Below are 17605 nucleotides of genomic sequence, written 5' to 3' on the forward strand. Positions count from 1 at the left end.
TGTGGAAAACCATTCTAAATATCGAACCACTTCAATAATCTTAACTAATAGCCAAGCGATAATTCTTTATGATAGACTGTACTATATTTGATTACAAAAAAAGGGGGTTTATTCGATGACCCAGCAGAAGTCCAATAAGGCGGCTTTGTATATTTTAATGTTTAACATGTTTATCGCAATGGGGAGTATTGGGATTATTATTCCTGTCATGCCTGAGTACTTAAAAATATTCGGTGCAGCAGGACAAGTTCTAGGTATGCTTATTGCAACGTTCGCCTTAGCTCAATTCGTATTTTCTCCAATTGCTGGGAATCTTTCGGATCAGTATGGTCGAAAAAATTTAATTATTTTCGGTCTTATCGTGACAGGTCTTGCACAAATCGGCTTTGGCCTTGCTACAGACGTATGGATGCTCTTTCTAGCACGCTTTTTAGGTGGTCTTGGTTCTGCATTTGTTGCACCTCCTATTATGGCTTTTGTAGCCGACGTCACAACCTATGAAGAACGTGGGAAAGGAATGGGTATGTTAGGTGCTGCTATGTCTCTTGGTTTTATGATAGGACCTGGTATTGGTGGCTTTTTGGCAAAGGTAAGCTTACACTTCCCATTTTTCACAGCTGGAGCTGCTGCCATTGTAGCATCTATTTTATCTTACTTTTTATTACCTTCTACCAAACCAAACACTGCTCAGCAGAAACAAAAGCAAGACAATCTGGCGAAGCAAATGGCTCGTTCCATACATATGCCTTATTTTGTTATGCTCATAATTATGCTCGTGTTCTCGTTCGGCATTGCTAATTTCCAAACGACTTTGTCCTTATTCGTGACAGAAAAGTTTAATTACACACCCGTAGATATCGCGATTATTTTAGTTGTCGGTGGTGCTTTTGGGGTCGTTGTACAAATGTTTATTATTACACCACTATTTAATCGTTTTGGTGAAATGAAAGTCGTATTAGTCAATTTATTTATTGCATCCGTTGCTATTTTCTTAATATTATTCGTTTCTGGCTTTGCCCTTATATTAGTTGTAGCAACTATTTTCTCTACAGCAACAACACTAATTCGACCAGCTGTTAATACGCTAATCTCAAAGCTTGCAGAGAAAGAACAGGGATTTGCTGCAGGCTTGAATAATGCTTATATGAGTCTTGGTAATATGATTGGACCAGCATTAGCAGGTCTATTATTCGACTGGAATATGAACAGCCCGTATATTTTTGGCTCCATCATATTATTAGCATGTTTCTTCCTTGCTCTTGTCTGGACATTGAAAAAAGCACCTCATTTAATGCATCCAGATACAAAGTAGTCTGAAAAATCATTGACTATTTTTAGCAGTATGTTACATTAGTGTTGGTAAACTAATTAAATAAAATTAACCACTAGGGGAGTCTTTAAAAGGCTGAGACGTATATGTTTAGATACGGACCCTTTGAACCTGATCTAGTTCATACTAGCGGAGGGAAGTGGCGCTACTTGCTATTATCATTGTATACGCGAGGCCGCTTCCTATTGTTTTTAGGTAGCGGCCTTTTTATTTCCCTAGTGAAACTTTATCAAAAGGAGTGAACTTGATGTCAATTCGTAAATTAACGGTCATGGCTTTATTAGTAGCTATTGCCGTAGCAGGCTCTACCTTTGTCTCCATCCCGACAGGAATTGCACGTGCCTTTCCCATCCAGCATGCAATTAACGTGGTAGGTGCAATTCTATTAGGGCCAGTTCCTACAGTCCTAATTGCCTTTGTTACTGCCATCATTCGAATCCTTACAGGGACAGGATCATTATTAGCGATCCCTGGCAGTGTTATTGGCGCATTATGTGCTGCTCTCGCTTATAAATACAGCAGTAAAATGTGGTTAGCTGGCATTGGCGAAATCATTGGAACAGGAATTCTTGCTTCACTGATCGCTGTACCTTATGCAAAGTTACTAATGGGGACCTCCGTAGCTGCCTTATTCTTCATGCCAGCCTTTTTAACATCCAGTACTATTGGTGCTCTTTTAGGCGTAGTGATTGCTAACAGTTTGCGGAAGACCGTCCTAGTAAAGAGCTTTAATTCTTCACTTTATTGAGTGAACGGGTTCTGTGTTTTTATATAGTATTAGATGGAGAAATTCCATTATATCTGATGATAACTTTGTTTGTTCTTTTAGAGCGGGGACATTTGCTTTTGGAGCGCTTTCCTTTACTTTTGGAGCGGATACTCCAACCCTTGGAACGCTTCTCCTTCCTTTTGGAGCGGATACAACACCCTTGAAGCGCTTTCCCTTACTTTTGGAGCGGATACAACACTCTTTGGAGCGCTTCCCTTCACTTTATGAGCGGATACACCACTTTTTGGAGCGCTTTCCTTTACTTTTGGAGCGGATACTCCAACCCTTAGAGCGCTTTCCCTTACTTTTCGAGCGGATACACCACTCCTTGGAGCGCTTCTCCTTACTTTCGAGCGGAGACCTGTCTCCTTGGAGCGCTTTCCATTTACTTTTCGAGCGGATACACCACTCCTTGGAGCGCTTTCCCTTACTTTTCGAGCGGATACATCACTTCTTGGAGCGCTTTCTCTTACTTTTGGAGCGGATACACCACTTCTTGGAGCGCTTTCCCTTACTTTTGGAGCGGATACAACACCCCTTGGAGCGCTTTCCCCCACTTTTCGAGCGAGGATCCCCCTTCTTGGTGCGTTTTCCTCAACTCTATGCAGTTACACTTCTTTGCAGTGAACTCGCCCTCACCGCTCAATCGAGGACTACTTTTTCATTCACCTCAAAGAATATAAAAAAGCAGTACAAAACTGTTTCGTTTTGTACTGCTTCTACTATATTACGATCTTTTTTTCATACCCTTTAATAATTGGGCAACATTGGTGTCTTCTGCCTGTACAGGTTTTTCCTCAACGAGCTGTTCTTTTTTCTTCGGTTTTGTGAGGAAGCTCCAGCCAAAACGCCTTATTGTAATATCAATAAAGAATAGTAGCATGCCTGCTAGGAGAAGCCATGAGGCAATGTTTTGACGGTCCGCTCCTTTTTTTGCAAAGTCACGGAAAACTTCTTGTGGTTCCTTTAAGACAGATCCACCAGTTTGTTTGGTTAATTCTTCTACTAAATGTTCATTTACAGGAAGTAGTTCATATTCAGCACTATAAGGAACGCTTAGTCCTGCTTGATATATGGCCTGCTTTTCATCAGCTATACGGAAGAAAATTAATCCTGGTTCAGCCTGTACAGTAGCTCGAACTTGAGAGGTCGAAATGGTTTCAAGTTGTGTTTCTAGCTCTTCACCTGCTTCATTAACTGCTACAATATCTAAAAATGCTGCTTCATTTGTAGGATCTGTAATCATAAAGGAACCATCTGTTTCCAATCTCACATCGTAGGCAACATCATTATAACTAGGAAGCATTTGTGAAATAAGTGTTTGCCAAAATGTCCCCCAATCCTGCCATCTTGCCCAATCTCCTGTCCATTTTCCGGTAGAATCGGATGTAAAGGCGAATGTTTTACCTAGACCGTATTGCCACTGTGCTAACACAGGATCTTCCTTCTCACTTTCTGCAATGACGGTAGCTCCTTGTTTAGCTGTTGTCCCAATATATGCATTCATTTGAGGGACACCATTAGCAAACAGTGTATTCCAACCTGCCGCATTATAGATTGCTGGATAAAATGGGTTATCCTCAATATAGGTACGGGAAATCATAGCTGTTTCACGAGATAAAATAGAAGGAATGGTTTGCTCATCAATAACATCGTAGAAACGACCACTGCCCATGTCACTTAGCGCTTCTAGTAAGTTTGCGTCGGCATCTTGACCAATCGCAACAGTCGATAATGTGATACCGTTCTCTTTCCCATCAGCAATTAAATCTTCATAATTCCCTGACTGTGATTGCCCATCTGTTAAGAGAATAATATGCTTACGTTGCAGCTTTAGATCTGCAAGATTTTCATAGGCTTTTGCAAGTGAACTATAAATCTCTGTTCCGCCACCTGGTGTAACGGATAAAATCGTATCTACTGCTTCTTCTTTACTACTCAGAGGCGCTGTCTCTATAATCTCCCATGGCCGATCATCAAAGGCGATAAATCCTAATGTATCTTCATCGCGCAACATTTCTACTGAACGTGCAGCAGCTTCCTTAGCAAGCTCGAGCTTGGACCCAGACATACTGCCAGAACGATCGAGTACAATGACTAATCCTAATGAAGGTAGTTGCTCTTTTCCCTTTATTTCCATTTCTACAGGTAATAAAGTTTCAATTGGCGTTTTGAAATAGCCCCCTAAACCAAAACTGTTTTCCCCTCCAACCATGGTGAAACCTACACCAAAGTTTTTGACAGCTTGCTCAATAACACTCATTTTTGCCTCACCTACTAAATGGCCAGGAACATTGTCAAAAATGATTGCATTATATTGCAAATAGCTGGACAGTTCATTTGGTAAACTTTTAGGCTCGATAACATCAAAGGCTATGGATTGACTACCAAGTGCTGCTGCGATAGGTGAGGCTGTTTCGTAACCATTGACAATGAGTAAATGTGGTTCACTTTGCACCATTGTGACACTTGTTAACTTATTGTTTTCAAAAATAGCATCCTGTCCTACTTGTACAACAGCCTCATATTTTACTAGTCCTTCAGCAGTCGCTGCGTGCTTATAGGTAAACATATTCGTACCTTCATTAAGCTCAATAGACTCACGATGAATAAGCTCATCATTTTCATATAATAGCAGCTCACCTTTACCTGCTGCTGTTGCATAAATCTCTGTCACTAATTGTTGCTGCTCCCCTACATAAGCAACTTGAGGGGATACAAAGCTTTTTAGCGAAACATCATGCACAACAGGCTGACTAAAAGGTACAACATCTACACTAATGTTAGAGTCTTTTAACCTTGTAGCGAATTCTAAGACATCTCCTTTTGTCTCATTAGCATCAGTTAATAGCACTAAACGAGTTGCTTTTTTTGGATTAACAATACCAGTTGCCAGTTGGAGACTTTGTTCAATATTCGTTTGATCGGTTGCTTTTATTTCAGTAAGCTTCGGTACTTCCTTTAGCGTTTTTGATAATATGGCTTCTGTTTGTAAAGTGGAAGAAAAAGAATACACCCCTGCAAGCTGTTGATCCTTTTTCGATTGTAGGCTTTCCTGTATAAACTGAACCATCTCATCTTCTGTACCATTCATAGAAGCAGAACGGTCTATTAAATACACAATTTGTTCTTCTTTTATGGGCAATAATAGATAGGGACCAGCTAACGCAAAAACTAAGCACCCTACTGCGATTATGCGAATAGCAAGCACAACAACATGACTCTTTTTTAGTCGCTGCCTTTCACGAAAATAAGTCCATCCAAAATAGAAGAACAATGGAAGTAATAGCAACAATACTAATGGCCAATCAATTCGTAAATCCACGACGTCGTTGCACCTCCCACTCTGAAACAAGCAATATTAAAATAATAATAATAAGCCAAGGTACGAAAGATGCCTTTGATATTTCTTCCTTCCCATTGTCTGGGATGTCACCTAAGGTAAAGCTTGTCCCTTGTTCAATGACACGTTCTTGTGCTTGTAATTGCACGATAAAATGTTTTTCCTCATTATTTGAACGAACCATATAAATACCTGGTTGTTTTGGTGCAATTAGCATGCCATTCGTGATAGATGATTGAAACTCATCTTCTTGTGAATAAACACTCCAGTCTCCTTGTGCTAAAGCAACCGCACGCTGCTCATTTGGTGTGAAAATACCAAGGGAACCAACAGATTCTGATAATTGCTGTTCAATACTCCATAAAAATAGCGGGAATGATGGATGTAATGGCCAATCTGTATCAGCAATATCGGCTAAAACAATGATATCCCCTTTCGGAGAACGTTGAATGAAAGGCTCATCCCCCACAGAAGCAATAGTTTGATAATCTGCAAATCCAGGATAAATAGCACTTACAAAAACATCCTTTAGTTCACTAAATGCAAATAAGGCGTCACTTTGAATACTTATTGTGCCCTTTACTTCCATCTTTTCAGCATCATCACGACCAAATAACACAAGAGGCTTTTCCATTTTCTCCAATAAAGCCGTTTGGTTCGTAATCACATTCGCATCCAGATTGTCTGCTACTTGCAGTGATGGAACGATTTTCACCCCACTACTCACGGTTTGAAAGCCTTTTTGTATCAACTGATGCATGCTTTGATCAACAACCATTTTTGAAGTTTCGGTTTGAAGTAGAACGGTTTGTTGATTATCTACCTGATAATCATCTTTTGCATCGATAAGTGCAGTCATTGACTTTGTTAAAGGTAAATTTTTGAATGTTTTTGTAATAGCTTCATTGGGAGGCACAACTACACTTTCTGCTACAACCTCTTTCCCTTCAGCATTTTGCAAAGCTAGTGTTACCTTTTGCTCGTCAGGTGTATCGTTATGTAGCTGTACAAGTGCCATCGTAACCTGTCCATCTGTCGTAGCAGCAAATCGTGTAATAGCGATGTTTGTTAAGTCCTTTGGAGCCCCTCTTACTAGCCATTTCACTGAGTCTTTGTCCATCGGTAATTGTTTTTTATTAAGTGTATCTGTAAAAACATAAATAGAAGTTGGCGTATCACCAACAAATGCCTGTGCAACATCAAGTGCCTTGTTTATTTCTGCGGTTTCATAGGTTACTTGTAAATTTTTAATCGCTTTTTCAATTTCATTTGTGTTTGTTTCTCGCTGTAAAACGGCTTGTGGAGTAGCACCAGTTGTTATTAATGTGACAGGTCTCCCATTTAGCTCGCTCATTAATGACAACATTTCCTGTTTATGTGTATCAAAGGTTGATTGATCTTTACCTGCTAGCATCGTAGCTGAAGTATCAACGATAAATATCGTTTGTGCACCAACAATCGTAGATTTTTTAACATACGGATTCATGAGTGCCAATACAAGCAGCAATAAGGCAAGCAGCTGTAAATAAAGTAAAGCATTTTTTTGTAAATGCTTTAAATAAGGCGATACACGGGTTTCCTGCATAATTTCAGACCAAAATAAAGTTGAAGAGACAGTTTGATCTGTATACTTTTTACGAAAGAAATAATAAAGTAGGACAATGACCGGGATGATGGCCGTCCAGCTAAATATAATTTGACTAAAGCCCAATACGGCTCACCTCACCTAATCCAATGTGCTTTTAATAATTGTTGGAAAATCGCATGTTGAAAACCATCTTCCACTTTCAATTGTATTTTTCGAACGCCAAAGCGACGACAAATGGCCTCTAACTCTTCTTCATGTAATAATCGCCTTGCATGATAGGTTTCTAGAACTTTAGAGGACATCGTTACATTGACATCTTTACCTGTTTCACGATCTAGGAGGCGGACATCACCGGAATAATTGGGTGAAAGCTCCTCCTGGGTTACAATTTGCAACATGCGAACATCGCCTGCATATCGTGGTAACCTTTTTAACAGCTGTTCCCATTCCTCAATTGGCTCTAGCCCATCTGTGATAATGAATAGCACAGTACTATCTTTAGGTAAAGCTTTTAATGCCCCCTGGGCGAAACTGCTAGAGAAACTAGCTTCCTCTATCTCAGTCACTACCTGCAAAAAAGCACGGCGATACATTGCACCCTTACGTCGAAATGGCGGTTTTCCTTCATGTTGGACAAATGAAAAGGATAGGCGATCATCTCGCCCTAGTACCATTAAACCGAGGGACGCCACTATTTGACGAGCAAATAGCCATTTGGCTTCCTCTCCCATCGATTTGGTAGTATCTAGCAATATATGGACACGCTTCTCTTGTTCATCTAGAAACCTTTTAATAAAGTATTTATTTGTTCTCGCAAAAACGTTCCAATCTACTTGACGAACATCATCACCTAAATGATATTCTCGAAAATCTGAAAAATCGAGGGAGGCCCCGAAGCGCTGTGAACGGTGTGAGCCCTTATGTTGCCCACGTAGTTTGGAGGCCGTCGCTACTTGGAAACGACTGATTTTCGCTAACCAGTCTTCGGGCAATAAGTATTTCTCTGTCACTTGCTTATACCTTGCTGAACTTTTTCTAAAATAACATCAATTACATCATCTGTTGTTTTTCCTGAAGCCTCCCCTTCATAATTCAACAACATCCGATGACGTAAAACTGGTTTTGCCACGGATTTAATATCTGCTACAGAAACATGGAAACGTCCATTCATCAATGCTCTAGCTTTTGCCAATTTTATTAAGCTTTGCAATCCACGTGGACCACTGCCATACATAGCATATTGTTTAACCTCATCAAGAGCATCTGGTCTTTCAGGATGTGTAGCCACCACTAGGTCAGTTGCATATTCTAACATTTCATCGGCAACCATTACTTCCTTCACCATTTGTTGTGCTTCGATAAGAGCCTCTGTATTCATGAGCTTCTGTAAATCAATTTCTTGAGCGCCTGTCGTTCGTTTCATAATTTCCATAAGTTCATTTTTTTCAGGGTATGGTACAAGAATTTTACAAAGGAAACGGTCCATTTGCGCTTCAGGTAATGGATAAGTTCCTTCCATCTCAATTGGGTTTTGCGTTGCTAATACGAAAAAAGGTTTCGCCATTTTTTTCGTATCCCCCAAAATCGTCACCGTTTTCTCTCCCATTGCTTCTAACAAAGCACTTTGTGTTTTTGGTGTTGCACGATTTATTTCATCGGCTAACACCATCTGACTAAAGATTGGCCCCGGTTGAAATGTAAATTGCTGCTTACCATCAGGTGTACGTTCAATCATACTCGTTCCTGTTATATCTGCTGGCATAAGATCTGGTGTAAATTGAATACGTGAAAACGACAGATCAAGTACTTCAGAAATTGTACGAATTAACATCGTTTTCCCTAAACCTGGTAAACCCTCTAACAATGCATGACCATCCGCTAGTACTGCAAACAATGTATAATCAATTGCTTCTTCCTGCCCAACAATGAAACGATGAATTTCTTCTTTAACTTGTTGTAATTTCGTACTCATTTCAACATACTGTTGCTCTGTAAATGCCATTTCTTTTCCTCCTACTGCGACTCAATTGACGTGAAATAAGATTGCACGACATTTTGTAAATCCTTCGGTAACTGTAAACGCTCTGAGCTTTCTAAATAGCTGTCTTTATAGGAACCAATTACCTCTTCATAAGGTCGAATGGAGCCCTTTGTTATGGGGCCATTTCCTTGTTGTTCAGAAACATGCGTACCATCTCCTAGTGTTCCACCATCCACAGATGTTTCACTGGATCCTCCAACCCGATTCGGTGTCGTTAATAGATTTCGACTACCCTGACCACTACCTGCTCCTTGACCTTGGCCCTGTCCTTGACCCTGACCTTGGCCTTGGCCTTGGCCTTGGCCTTGGCCTTGACCCTGTCCTTGACCTTGGCCTTGACCCTGTCCTTGGCCTTGACCCTGGCCTTGGCCTTGACCCTTACCAATTGGTTGTTGGGAACTACTTTGGGCATTATTTTGACCAGACTGACTTGGCTGATTACTTGGTTGAGAATTACTTGATGATTGTTGATTGTTACTGTTTCCGGTACTAGCATTGGCAATCGCATTTTGTAAGGAATTACTTGCTGGTTTACCAAGCTTACTCATAGCTGTTTGTGTGGCATTTGCATTTTCTGTTAGATCTTGCTGCATTTGAGCAAGTTCTTTTAGCTGCTCAATCTCATCCTTCGATAATTCTTGATCTTCTGTAGCGCCATCTTGACTAGCTGTTTGTTTATCCTTTAATTGCTGCTCCTTTAATGCTAGCTCCTTTTGTTTTTTGACAACTTCTCGTAAAGCTTCTTCTGCTGTTTCAGTCTCTTTTAAAGTATTTTGAAGTTCTTGCAATTGCTCTTTTACTTCTTTTGTCTGTGCCTTTTTCTCTAGTTCTGCAACTTCTTTTTTCATATCTTCAATTACAGCTCGTTCTTTTTCAACCTCTATCGCTTCTATTTGTGTAGCTGCCGGGAACATATAAAGAATAGCTAGGACAACTATTGTAATAAATAGACCGATAAACGCTTTAGGACGAAACATATTTTTCTTTCGAGCCTTAAAATCCGCAAAAGCTTTTTCAACATTCTCTATGGCTTTAGATAATAAAGATTGAACAAGGGGGTCCTGATCATTTTTAAATGATAGCGCTGTAACTAACTCATTGTGTGAAAAATATTGATCGAGTGTATGCAAAGCCTCTTTCTCGTTAACACGTCTCCACCATATGTAAACAATAGTTACAATCATAACGGTAACAAAAACACCAATCGCTATTTGACGATAATATGGCCAGACAAATAATCGTGAAATAAGGACGAGAGAAGCACCCGAAAGCAATGCAAAAAACAAGCCATATTGTGCAATAGGAAGGCTTCTTTCAAAAGTTAAACTCGACTTTGCACGCTGAATATATTTTCGTAATTGCTTACGCCGCTCCATAACTATTCCTCCTCATCGGTTACTTTTCATATTGGCACGTAATTTTTTGATCGCTATCGTTAAACAAAGCACAATGATGAATACATAAGCGATTAAATAAGTAATCCAGACAGGTAATTTCACACCAGAAAGTTCAGCTAACGCATCTCCCATCTCTGGTGAAATTAGCGTTAACATTAAGGCACCTGGATTGATGGATGCCCAAAAATAAGTCATAAAGGAGGTACTAGTACCAACAGCGTTCCCCATCTGATGAAAGGCCTTCGTTAAAAAGAAGAAGAATGCTGTAATACCTCCTAAAAAGATGATAGAGCCATATGTGGCAATCATGGCAACAATCGTTCTTTTGGTAATCGTTGAAAACATAACACCTATACTACCTATTGCTACGACAGTGACTAAATAAAATAAGAATATGGAAATCAGCTGTGAAGGTGAAACACCACCGAATAAAAATACTAAACTATATAGTGGCAATCCTGCCACCAGCATCAATACTAGAAATGCTACGGAAGATAATAATTTTCCAACTACAATTTGTGTCGAACTTTGTGTTGTTGTTAGTAAAATATTTAATGTTTGTTTTTCACGCTCACTACTAATAGCACCTGCAGTCAAACTCGGTGTAATAAAAAGAACTAATGCCATTTGTAAAATTGTTAGTACAGCAAACATCATAAAGCTTGTATCTGGTCTAAAGAAGCCCTTGCCAGTAAACTCCGTTGTAAGCAATAAAAATCCTGCAATGAAAATACAAAGTACTGCTAAATAAAACATTAAACCTGAGAAACTTTTAAAAGAACGGAAGCGTAACTTCAATTCTTTTACGAGTACTGGATTATAAAATCTCTCCATCATTGATTGTCCGCTCCCTTCGTAATAGCCATAAAGACATCCTCTAAATCTTTTTCTTCTTCATTCAATGCATAGATCGGTAAATCAGCAAGCATTGCCTTCTTCAGTAATGCTATCTGTTCGGCATTTGTACCGCGATAGTTAAAGGCAATTTCTAAACGATTGTCGATCACATCAATAGATGAAACATGTGGATCTTCCTCTAAAAATGCACGGACTTCTTCTAGTCGATCTGTTATTTTCAGCACAATCCGCTTTTCTCCCTGTAACTGGGCTTGAATTGCAGCTACATTGCCATGCGCAATTAATTTGCCATTATCAATAACCCCGATTTCATCACACATCTCAGCAAGCTCTGGTAAGATATGCGAAGAGATCAAAATGGTTTTCCCCATTGACTTTAAATTTCGTAAAATATCACGCATCTCTACACGTGCACGAGGATCTAATCCTGATGCAGGCTCATCTAAGATCAATACCTTTGGATCATGGATAAGGGCACGGGCAAGACATAACCGTTGCTTCATCCCACGAGATAATAAATCTACATATTCATAGCGTTTACTTGTTAAATTCACAAGCTCTAATAGTTGAGGAATTAGCACTTGACGTTCTGCCAGTTGAATACCGTAGCTCGCACCATAAAAATCTAGATATTCATCTACTTTTAACTGATCATATACACCAAAGAAATCAGGCATATAACCAATTTGCTTTCTTACTTCTTTCGGTTCCTTCACAACACTTTTGCCATTAATCAGTGCATCACCAGAAGTAGGTGATAATAATGTAGCTAAAATAGAGAATGTTGTTGATTTCCCTGCTCCATTGGCACCAACAAAACCAAATACTACACCCTCTTCTAAGGAAAGGTTTAAATGATCTAATGCTGTAAAGGAGCCGTATCGTTTCGTTAAGTCACGAATTTCAATCATTATTTTGCCACTCCTTTCAGCTCTATATCTGGTAGCTTCGTTTGCTCTCCTGATGGATCAGGACCATATTTGATTTCGATTCGAAGCTCCCCATCTTGGTTAAAGTACTTTGAAATGTTATCCGAAAATACTTGTTTTGTATCCACTAAAGGCTCGTACAAATTCGTTTCATTATTCCATATCGACAGCTGCATACGCTTAACATCCTTATTAGAAATGGTCAGTTCATTTAGTGATTGAACAGCATCCATAAATTGATCTGGCATTGCCATCGTTACTTCGTATAAACCATCTGATAGATACCATTGGTTCAATTCCTCATCAATTTTTTCATAATAGCCACTTGCAGATAGTGGAGCTAATGTATAGTTAAAGTTATTGCGCTTCATCGTAAATGGACCTGATAGCTCCACCTTCCCTTTAAATGGTTGAACAAGCATTGTAATTGGTGACATATTGGCACTTGTTTCAAGTTCAACCCCTACAATAGCTTGATCTGTCCAAGCAGTAAGAATCGGCTGTCTATCATTTTCTACGAGTGGCAACGCCATCGTTTTCATTCGTTCAATACGCATTGGATCTACCTCATCCTTCGTCGATGGGTAACTATAGTTGTAACTATTAAATGAAGATGGCTTTTGAAGAACAGTTGTTTTCAGTTCCTTATCAACCTGTAAAGTTCCATTCGCTTCAATATCACCTAATTTTACTTCTTTCACACCAGAGATTAATGTGACATCCTTTAATGCAAATGGGAAATTATTTTTAACCGTTCCTGACAGCTTTTCATTTTTTAATGTGATATCAATATCCATTTTGCCGATATTTTGAGCTGACGATTTTCCTGCAAAGGATTGCACGGACCAATAGCTTAAGTCACGTAATGTTAGCGTTGAACCATTGGCATTTTCTTTAATATAGGAAGACTCATGTAGAGCTCCCATCGTGCCAGTAAAATTATTGTAACTTCTTAACGCAACGGCAGTCGTGTTTTTATCTGCATTGACTACAAAATCACCACTACGATTCGTTAAAATAGATTCCACATAATATCCATTTACACTACTATCCTCATTTACCTTATAAAATGCAGATTGTTGAACTTGTGGCTGAACAATTCGATCTTTCGCCCCAACAATAAAGAGAACAATTGAAAGAACAATAGAGATGGATGGAATAACCCACCATGCATGCTCACGCTTATCCATTTTTTTTAGGACAAAGTACAAAATTGGACCAATGATTAAAATATAAAGAATAATGACGATTAGCATATAGCCTACTGATACTTCAAAGGATGGGAATAACTCATTAATGTTACGAAGCTCATAAGAAATTTGGTCAAATGGTGATTGACCCTGCCTCATCATCCCTTGCTGTGAAATGCTCTGAACATCAATCATTTTAGCTATAAGTGCCGCGTAGCCATCCATTGACGAAAGTGGTTGATCTCCTAACGAGAAGGCTGTTTGAATAACTTCTCCACTACCAACTGCTTTCTTTGCTGCTAACACTGCATTGTTTTCAGTTAGTACGGGTAGACCTCCTTCATTAGTTTTAGCAGCGTAAACTGAAATAGGCTGTGTAAAAATACCGCCACCAGACAATTTTGTTAATGCCTCTGCAGAAATCGAAGTCATCTCTTGTGATAATGATAATGGTAAATAGTCTTTTAAAATCCCTGCTGTTGCATCGATTTGATCAGCAGCCCCTAAGAGTAATGTACCGCCATCTTGTACCCATTTTAGTAAGGATTCTTGTTGTTTTTGTGATAAATCGGCGATTGCCACTTCATCTACAACAATTACATTCGCCATAGCAAGTCCCTGTGAATCTTCTGGGAATGTATAATCTTTTAATTGATTAATATTAAATACTTCTACATTACTTTGAGCGACAAAAGTGGATAAACGTAAAAATGCTGAAAGTCGATCACTTTTATCCGTCAGTGTATAAATAAATGTTGAAGAGGGATCTAAAAAGTTAGATTGTAGACGTTTTGTCCCTTTATAGGCAATCTTTTTTCCTTTTTCAATACTCCCTTCATAAAAAGCAAATAGATCTGCCTCCGAATAACTATAGTCAGCTAAACCATCCAGATAGAAAGTAAATGTCTTTTCTTCTCCTGCTGCTATATCAATTGGAACGACCATTGCTGATGCAGCCTCATAGGAATTGGCAGAATTAATCGCCATATCTCCTGAAAAATCTGCGCCATTATTTTTTACCGTAACTTGTAGCGGCACTACTGATTGATATTTAGCTTTACCTGAAATACCTGCTGTTGCTTTTACCTCTAGTGTAGCAGCAGCACTTGCTTGTGCTGAAGGCAACATAAAGCTAATTACAAGCATAATTAATAAGGTCAGTGCCGTGATTTTTGTCTTTTTCAAAAGCTCAACCCCTTTTTATGTAAATAGATGGTTACATAATTATACGATTTAAATTGTAGTTTGTTCCATTTCTTATGACATCTTCATGAATATTCATAAACTCTTAAGAAATTTAGGTCCTCTATAATGAAAAAAAGGCAATCCCGAAAGAGCTTGGAACTGCCTTATTTCCTAATTTGTATAATCAAACAAACAACGAGCATGATCCTGCACTACTTCAACAAACGCCTCTACCTGTCTTAATTCAAAGGAGGATTCATAGCCAATTAGCCAAGTATCTCGCGTAAGACCAAACTCTTTTTCATCATTTGTTAGAGGGATTTTATGAATTGCATCATGGTCATTTAACGTAATGGAGGGTAGTATAGCATATCCAATACCATTTAAAGCCATTTGCTTACAAATCTCAATTTGATCCACTAAAATTTGTTTCCTTGGATTTGAAGCAAAATGCTGTTGCCACCATTGTTGAATTTCTTGATAGTAGTTGGAATCACTTTTATATTGAATAAATGGACGGTCTGTCTTTAGAACATCTTCAATAGTCTTAACCTCTTTATCCACTAAATAAAGCGTATCTCTAAAAAGATGAATCTTTTCTCCCTTCCAGTCAACCTGCCCTCGTACAATGCCAACATGTGCTTCACCCTCATAAAGTGCTTTCACAATTTCAGAACTCCAACCAGTCATAAGAGATATTTTTGCCTCAGGATATTTTGATACAAAGTCCTTCAAAATTTTGGGAAGCCAGTTTTGGCCTACAATAGAGGCACAGGCAATTTTCAATGTCCCATTTACCTTTGTTGTTAAGGATTGAATCGTTTCAAAAATCTCTTCCTTTTTAGTTAGCATCTCCTTTGCATACGCAATTACCTGCTCGCCAGCTGGTGTTGCTGTTAACCCCTTTTGTGAACGAATAAATAACTGTGCACCCCAGTCTTTTTCAATTGTTTGCAAACGTTGAGATAGAGCTGGTTGGGATAAAAATAGACGTTCTGCTGCTTTTCGCATATTGCGTTCTTCAGCTAAAATTTTTAAAATTTCTGCCTCTGTTGCCATCAATCTGTAAACCTCCAATACAAGCAAAGAGGGCCTCATGATTTTCATCTGAGTCCCCCTAAGCTACTAATCTTTTTGATAAATATATTTTTTCAATTGCTTTAATATAACACGTCTTGTTAATATCCCTGCAAATGTTCCTTCTTCGTCCACTACACATAAAAAGGCGTGGTTAATAACTAAATCCAAAGCACGCTGGAACGTATCCGTTAACTTTAAAACAGCGATTTCTTTTTCCATTATTGAGTCCACTTTAATATCAGGTAGCTTTTCATATTCAATATGCTCAAGTCCAAGAATCGATTCAGTAATCATTTTCATGCTTAGTAAACCTTGAAGTCGATATTTCAAATCTAATACAGGTATGGACGAGTACCCTGTACGTGTTAGTACAAGGAGTGCATGTTCCGCACTATTTCCACTTTGTACATGCGCAACTTTTTCAGAGGAAATGATAAAATCACTAATTGGCATTGCTAATAAGTCTTTGCTGTTAGTTGAAATCATGAACTTCTTCTCCTTTTCTGTCCTCACTGTGTAGAACAGTCCTTCTCTTTCATCATATCACAATTTTTCTATGTATGACCATGATCAGAACTAGAAGAGTTTTTCACGAATAATGAATTATTTTAGCCTAACAACAAAAACTAAGTACATCTTCATTCAGCTAAGCTGTTTCTTTACTGAATGAAGATGATGGTGTTTAATAGCCCGCCTTACTCCAGTAATAAAAAATCATGATACCTAAAAAAAGCAAAAAAATTGCATATACCCAAACAATGGGGTTCAACATTGTTGCATATTCTTCCACTGTTTCGGAAACCGGGGTATCATTTTCAGATTTCCGTTCAGAAGTCATTTTTGCAATTTTTAATGTGGAGACAAAAGAAATAGCAGAAATGATCACAATGGCAATGATAGCTGGTATTAACCACATACCCATAGGCAAAACTCCTTTCTTTCCCCTTAGTATGCGTCAACCAAGCTCTCTATTATGCACAACATTTATTAGAAAGGATATTGATTGAGCCATTGCCCACCATCGAGTGTGACACATTCTCCATTCATATAACTTGCTTTGTTAGACATCATAAACGTAGCTAAATCAGCAATTTCTTCAGGTGTGCCTGTGCGACCTAATGGAACAGAATCTAATGTTCGAGCCGCTGCTGCTTCTGATTCCCAAAGCTTATCAGCCCCACCTGTTCGTTCAATTGGGCCAGGTGCAATCGCATTAACTCGAATGCCATACTGTTTTCCCCATTCGACAGCTAATGTTCTTGTCAATGACAATACCCCTGCTTTTGCCGCAGCTGAATGGATAACACCCGCTCCAGCATTCCAAGCATAAGTTGCCACCATATTTAAAATAGATCCTTTAATCTTATGTTCAATCCAATACTTACCGACAACTGAAGAACAGAAGAATGTCCCATTTAACACAATATCTACTACAGCCTTCCAGCCATTTGGTGATAAATCCTCTGCACGGACAATAAAATTACCTGCAGCATTATTCACAAGCCCATCAACTTGACCAAATTTTTCAACAGCAAATGCAAGCATTGCCTCAGCATGCTCTGGCACACGTACATCCATTTGGAATGTCTCAATAGCAGGACCAGCCTCAGCAATAAATTTTTTAGCCTCTGCTAGTCGTTCTTCGTTGCGCCCTGTGATGACAACATTCGCTCCCTCAGCAACGAATTGCTTCGCCATATAAAGCCCCATACCACTTGATCCGCCTGTAATAATAATGGTTTTCCCTTGTAACATCCCATTTCCCCCTTTATCAAAAATGAATGATGATTCATTAAAATTTTACTATATTTTCTCGAATATGTCATATTAATTCTACAGATCGCTAGTTTATTTTTCTGTCTATTAAAAAAGAGAGCTATTCTAGTAAACTGAAT

General features: G+C 38.9%; 14 protein-coding genes and 1 riboswitch. Of the genes, 2 read left to right on the forward strand and 12 right to left on the reverse strand.

The window, feature by feature from the left end:
- The first annotated feature begins 115 nt into the window (after nucleotides 1-115).
- Together SJW71_RS19805 and thiW are read left to right on the forward strand one after the other, a co-directional pair.
- Nucleotides 116-1312 (forward strand): MFS transporter, encoded by a 1197-nt coding sequence (locus SJW71_RS19805; protein WP_322611373.1) that lies wholly within the window; start codon nucleotides 116-118, stop codon nucleotides 1310-1312.
- A gap of 65 nt (nucleotides 1313-1377) precedes the next feature.
- Nucleotides 1378-1485, forward strand: a riboswitch (TPP riboswitch).
- Between the two features lie 92 nt (nucleotides 1486-1577).
- Complete coding sequence (gene thiW / locus SJW71_RS19810) at nucleotides 1578-2078, forward strand: energy coupling factor transporter S component ThiW (RefSeq protein WP_274795769.1); 501 nt, start codon at nucleotides 1578-1580, stop codon at nucleotides 2076-2078.
- Between the two features lie 748 nt (nucleotides 2079-2826).
- Here the strand turns inward: thiW and SJW71_RS19815 are convergent.
- From SJW71_RS19815 to fadH, 12 genes are all read right to left on the reverse strand, one after another.
- The gene (locus SJW71_RS19815) at nucleotides 2827-5424 is read right to left on the reverse strand and encodes a VWA domain-containing protein (RefSeq protein ID WP_431811361.1); all 2598 of its coding nucleotides are present in this window, start codon (nucleotides 5422-5424) and stop codon (nucleotides 2827-2829) included.
- Nucleotides 5408-7153 (reverse strand): vWA domain-containing protein, encoded by a 1746-nt coding sequence (locus SJW71_RS19820; protein WP_341385653.1) that lies wholly within the window; start codon nucleotides 7151-7153, stop codon nucleotides 5408-5410. Before SJW71_RS19820 ends, SJW71_RS19815 begins: the two co-directional genes overlap by 17 nt.
- Nucleotides 7154-7164: 11 nt before the next feature.
- Nucleotides 7165-8040, reverse strand: coding sequence for a DUF58 domain-containing protein (locus SJW71_RS19825; RefSeq protein WP_431811362.1), 876 nt, complete (start codon nucleotides 8038-8040; stop codon nucleotides 7165-7167).
- On the reverse strand, nucleotides 8037-9032 hold the full coding sequence (locus tag SJW71_RS19830; RefSeq protein WP_274795765.1) for an AAA family ATPase: 996 nt from the start codon (nucleotides 9030-9032) through the stop codon (nucleotides 8037-8039). The genes SJW71_RS19825 and SJW71_RS19830 overlap by 4 nt, the downstream gene beginning before the upstream one ends.
- Before the next feature lie 11 nt (nucleotides 9033-9043).
- Nucleotides 9044-10447 (reverse strand): hypothetical protein, encoded by a 1404-nt coding sequence (locus SJW71_RS19835; protein ID WP_431811363.1) that lies wholly within the window; start codon nucleotides 10445-10447, stop codon nucleotides 9044-9046.
- Nucleotides 10448-10459: 12 nt separating this feature from the next.
- Complete coding sequence (locus SJW71_RS19840) at nucleotides 10460-11305, reverse strand: ABC transporter permease (RefSeq protein WP_431811364.1); 846 nt, start codon at nucleotides 11303-11305, stop codon at nucleotides 10460-10462.
- The gene (locus tag SJW71_RS19845; RefSeq protein ID WP_274795762.1) at nucleotides 11302-12237 is read right to left on the reverse strand and encodes an ABC transporter ATP-binding protein; all 936 of its coding nucleotides are present in this window, start codon (nucleotides 12235-12237) and stop codon (nucleotides 11302-11304) included. The genes SJW71_RS19840 and SJW71_RS19845 overlap by 4 nt, the downstream gene beginning before the upstream one ends.
- Nucleotides 12237-14630 carry a DUF7408 domain-containing protein gene (locus SJW71_RS19850; protein ID WP_431811365.1) on the reverse strand — a complete coding sequence of 798 codons (2394 nt, stop codon included), beginning with the start codon at nucleotides 14628-14630 and terminating at the stop codon, nucleotides 12237-12239. The genes SJW71_RS19845 and SJW71_RS19850 overlap by 1 nt, the downstream gene beginning before the upstream one ends.
- Before the next feature lie 171 nt (nucleotides 14631-14801).
- Nucleotides 14802-15689, reverse strand: a complete 888-nt coding sequence (locus SJW71_RS19855; protein ID WP_274797272.1) for a LysR family transcriptional regulator — start codon at nucleotides 15687-15689, stop codon at nucleotides 14802-14804.
- Nucleotides 15690-15755: 66 nt separating this feature from the next.
- A complete protein-coding gene (gene cbpB, locus SJW71_RS19860) occupies nucleotides 15756-16196 on the reverse strand; it encodes a cyclic-di-AMP-binding protein CbpB (protein ID WP_274795759.1) in 441 nt (146 codons plus the stop codon).
- A gap of 196 nt (nucleotides 16197-16392) precedes the next feature.
- Complete coding sequence (locus SJW71_RS19865; RefSeq protein ID WP_274795758.1) at nucleotides 16393-16632, reverse strand: short-chain dehydrogenase; 240 nt, start codon at nucleotides 16630-16632, stop codon at nucleotides 16393-16395.
- 65 nt (nucleotides 16633-16697) lie between these two features.
- Nucleotides 16698-17465 (reverse strand): 2,4-dienoyl-CoA reductase, encoded by a 768-nt coding sequence (gene fadH, locus SJW71_RS19870; RefSeq protein ID WP_274795757.1) that lies wholly within the window; start codon nucleotides 17463-17465, stop codon nucleotides 16698-16700.
- Nucleotides 17466-17605: the final 140 nt, after the last annotated feature.

Origin of the sequence: Lysinibacillus sp. FW12, assembly GCF_050817245.1 — a bacterium.
GTDB lineage: Bacteria > Bacillota > Bacilli > Bacillales_A > Planococcaceae > Lysinibacillus > Lysinibacillus irui.

What these genes read in the sequence shown, in the direction of transcription:
- SJW71_RS19805 (WP_322611373.1), top strand. Translation starts at nt 116, where the DNA reads ATGACCCAGCAGAAGTCCAATAAGGCGGCTTTGTATATTTTAATGTTT.
- thiW (WP_274795769.1), top strand. Translation starts at nt 1,578, where the DNA reads ATGTCAATTCGTAAATTAACGGTCATGGCTTTATTAGTAGCTATTGCC.
- SJW71_RS19830 (WP_274795765.1), bottom strand. Translation starts at nt 9,032, where the DNA reads ATGGCATTTACAGAGCAACAGTATGTTGAAATGAGTACGAAATTACAA.
- SJW71_RS19835 (WP_431811363.1), bottom strand. Translation starts at nt 10,447, where the DNA reads ATGGAGCGGCGTAAGCAATTACGAAAATATATTCAGCGTGCAAAGTCG.
- SJW71_RS19840 (WP_431811364.1), bottom strand. Translation starts at nt 11,305, where the DNA reads ATGATGGAGAGATTTTATAATCCAGTACTCGTAAAAGAATTGAAGTTA.
- SJW71_RS19845 (WP_274795762.1), bottom strand. Translation starts at nt 12,237, where the DNA reads ATGATTGAAATTCGTGACTTAACGAAACGATACGGCTCCTTTACAGCA.
- SJW71_RS19855 (WP_274797272.1), bottom strand. Translation starts at nt 15,689, where the DNA reads ATGGCAACAGAGGCAGAAATTTTAAAAATTTTAGCTGAAGAACGCAAT.
- cbpB (WP_274795759.1), bottom strand. Translation starts at nt 16,196, where the DNA reads ATGATTTCAACTAACAGCAAAGACTTATTAGCAATGCCAATTAGTGAT.
- SJW71_RS19865 (WP_274795758.1), bottom strand. Translation starts at nt 16,632, where the DNA reads ATGGGTATGTGGTTAATACCAGCTATCATTGCCATTGTGATCATTTCT.
- fadH (WP_274795757.1), bottom strand. Translation starts at nt 17,465, where the DNA reads ATGTTACAAGGGAAAACCATTATTATTACAGGCGGATCAAGTGGTATG.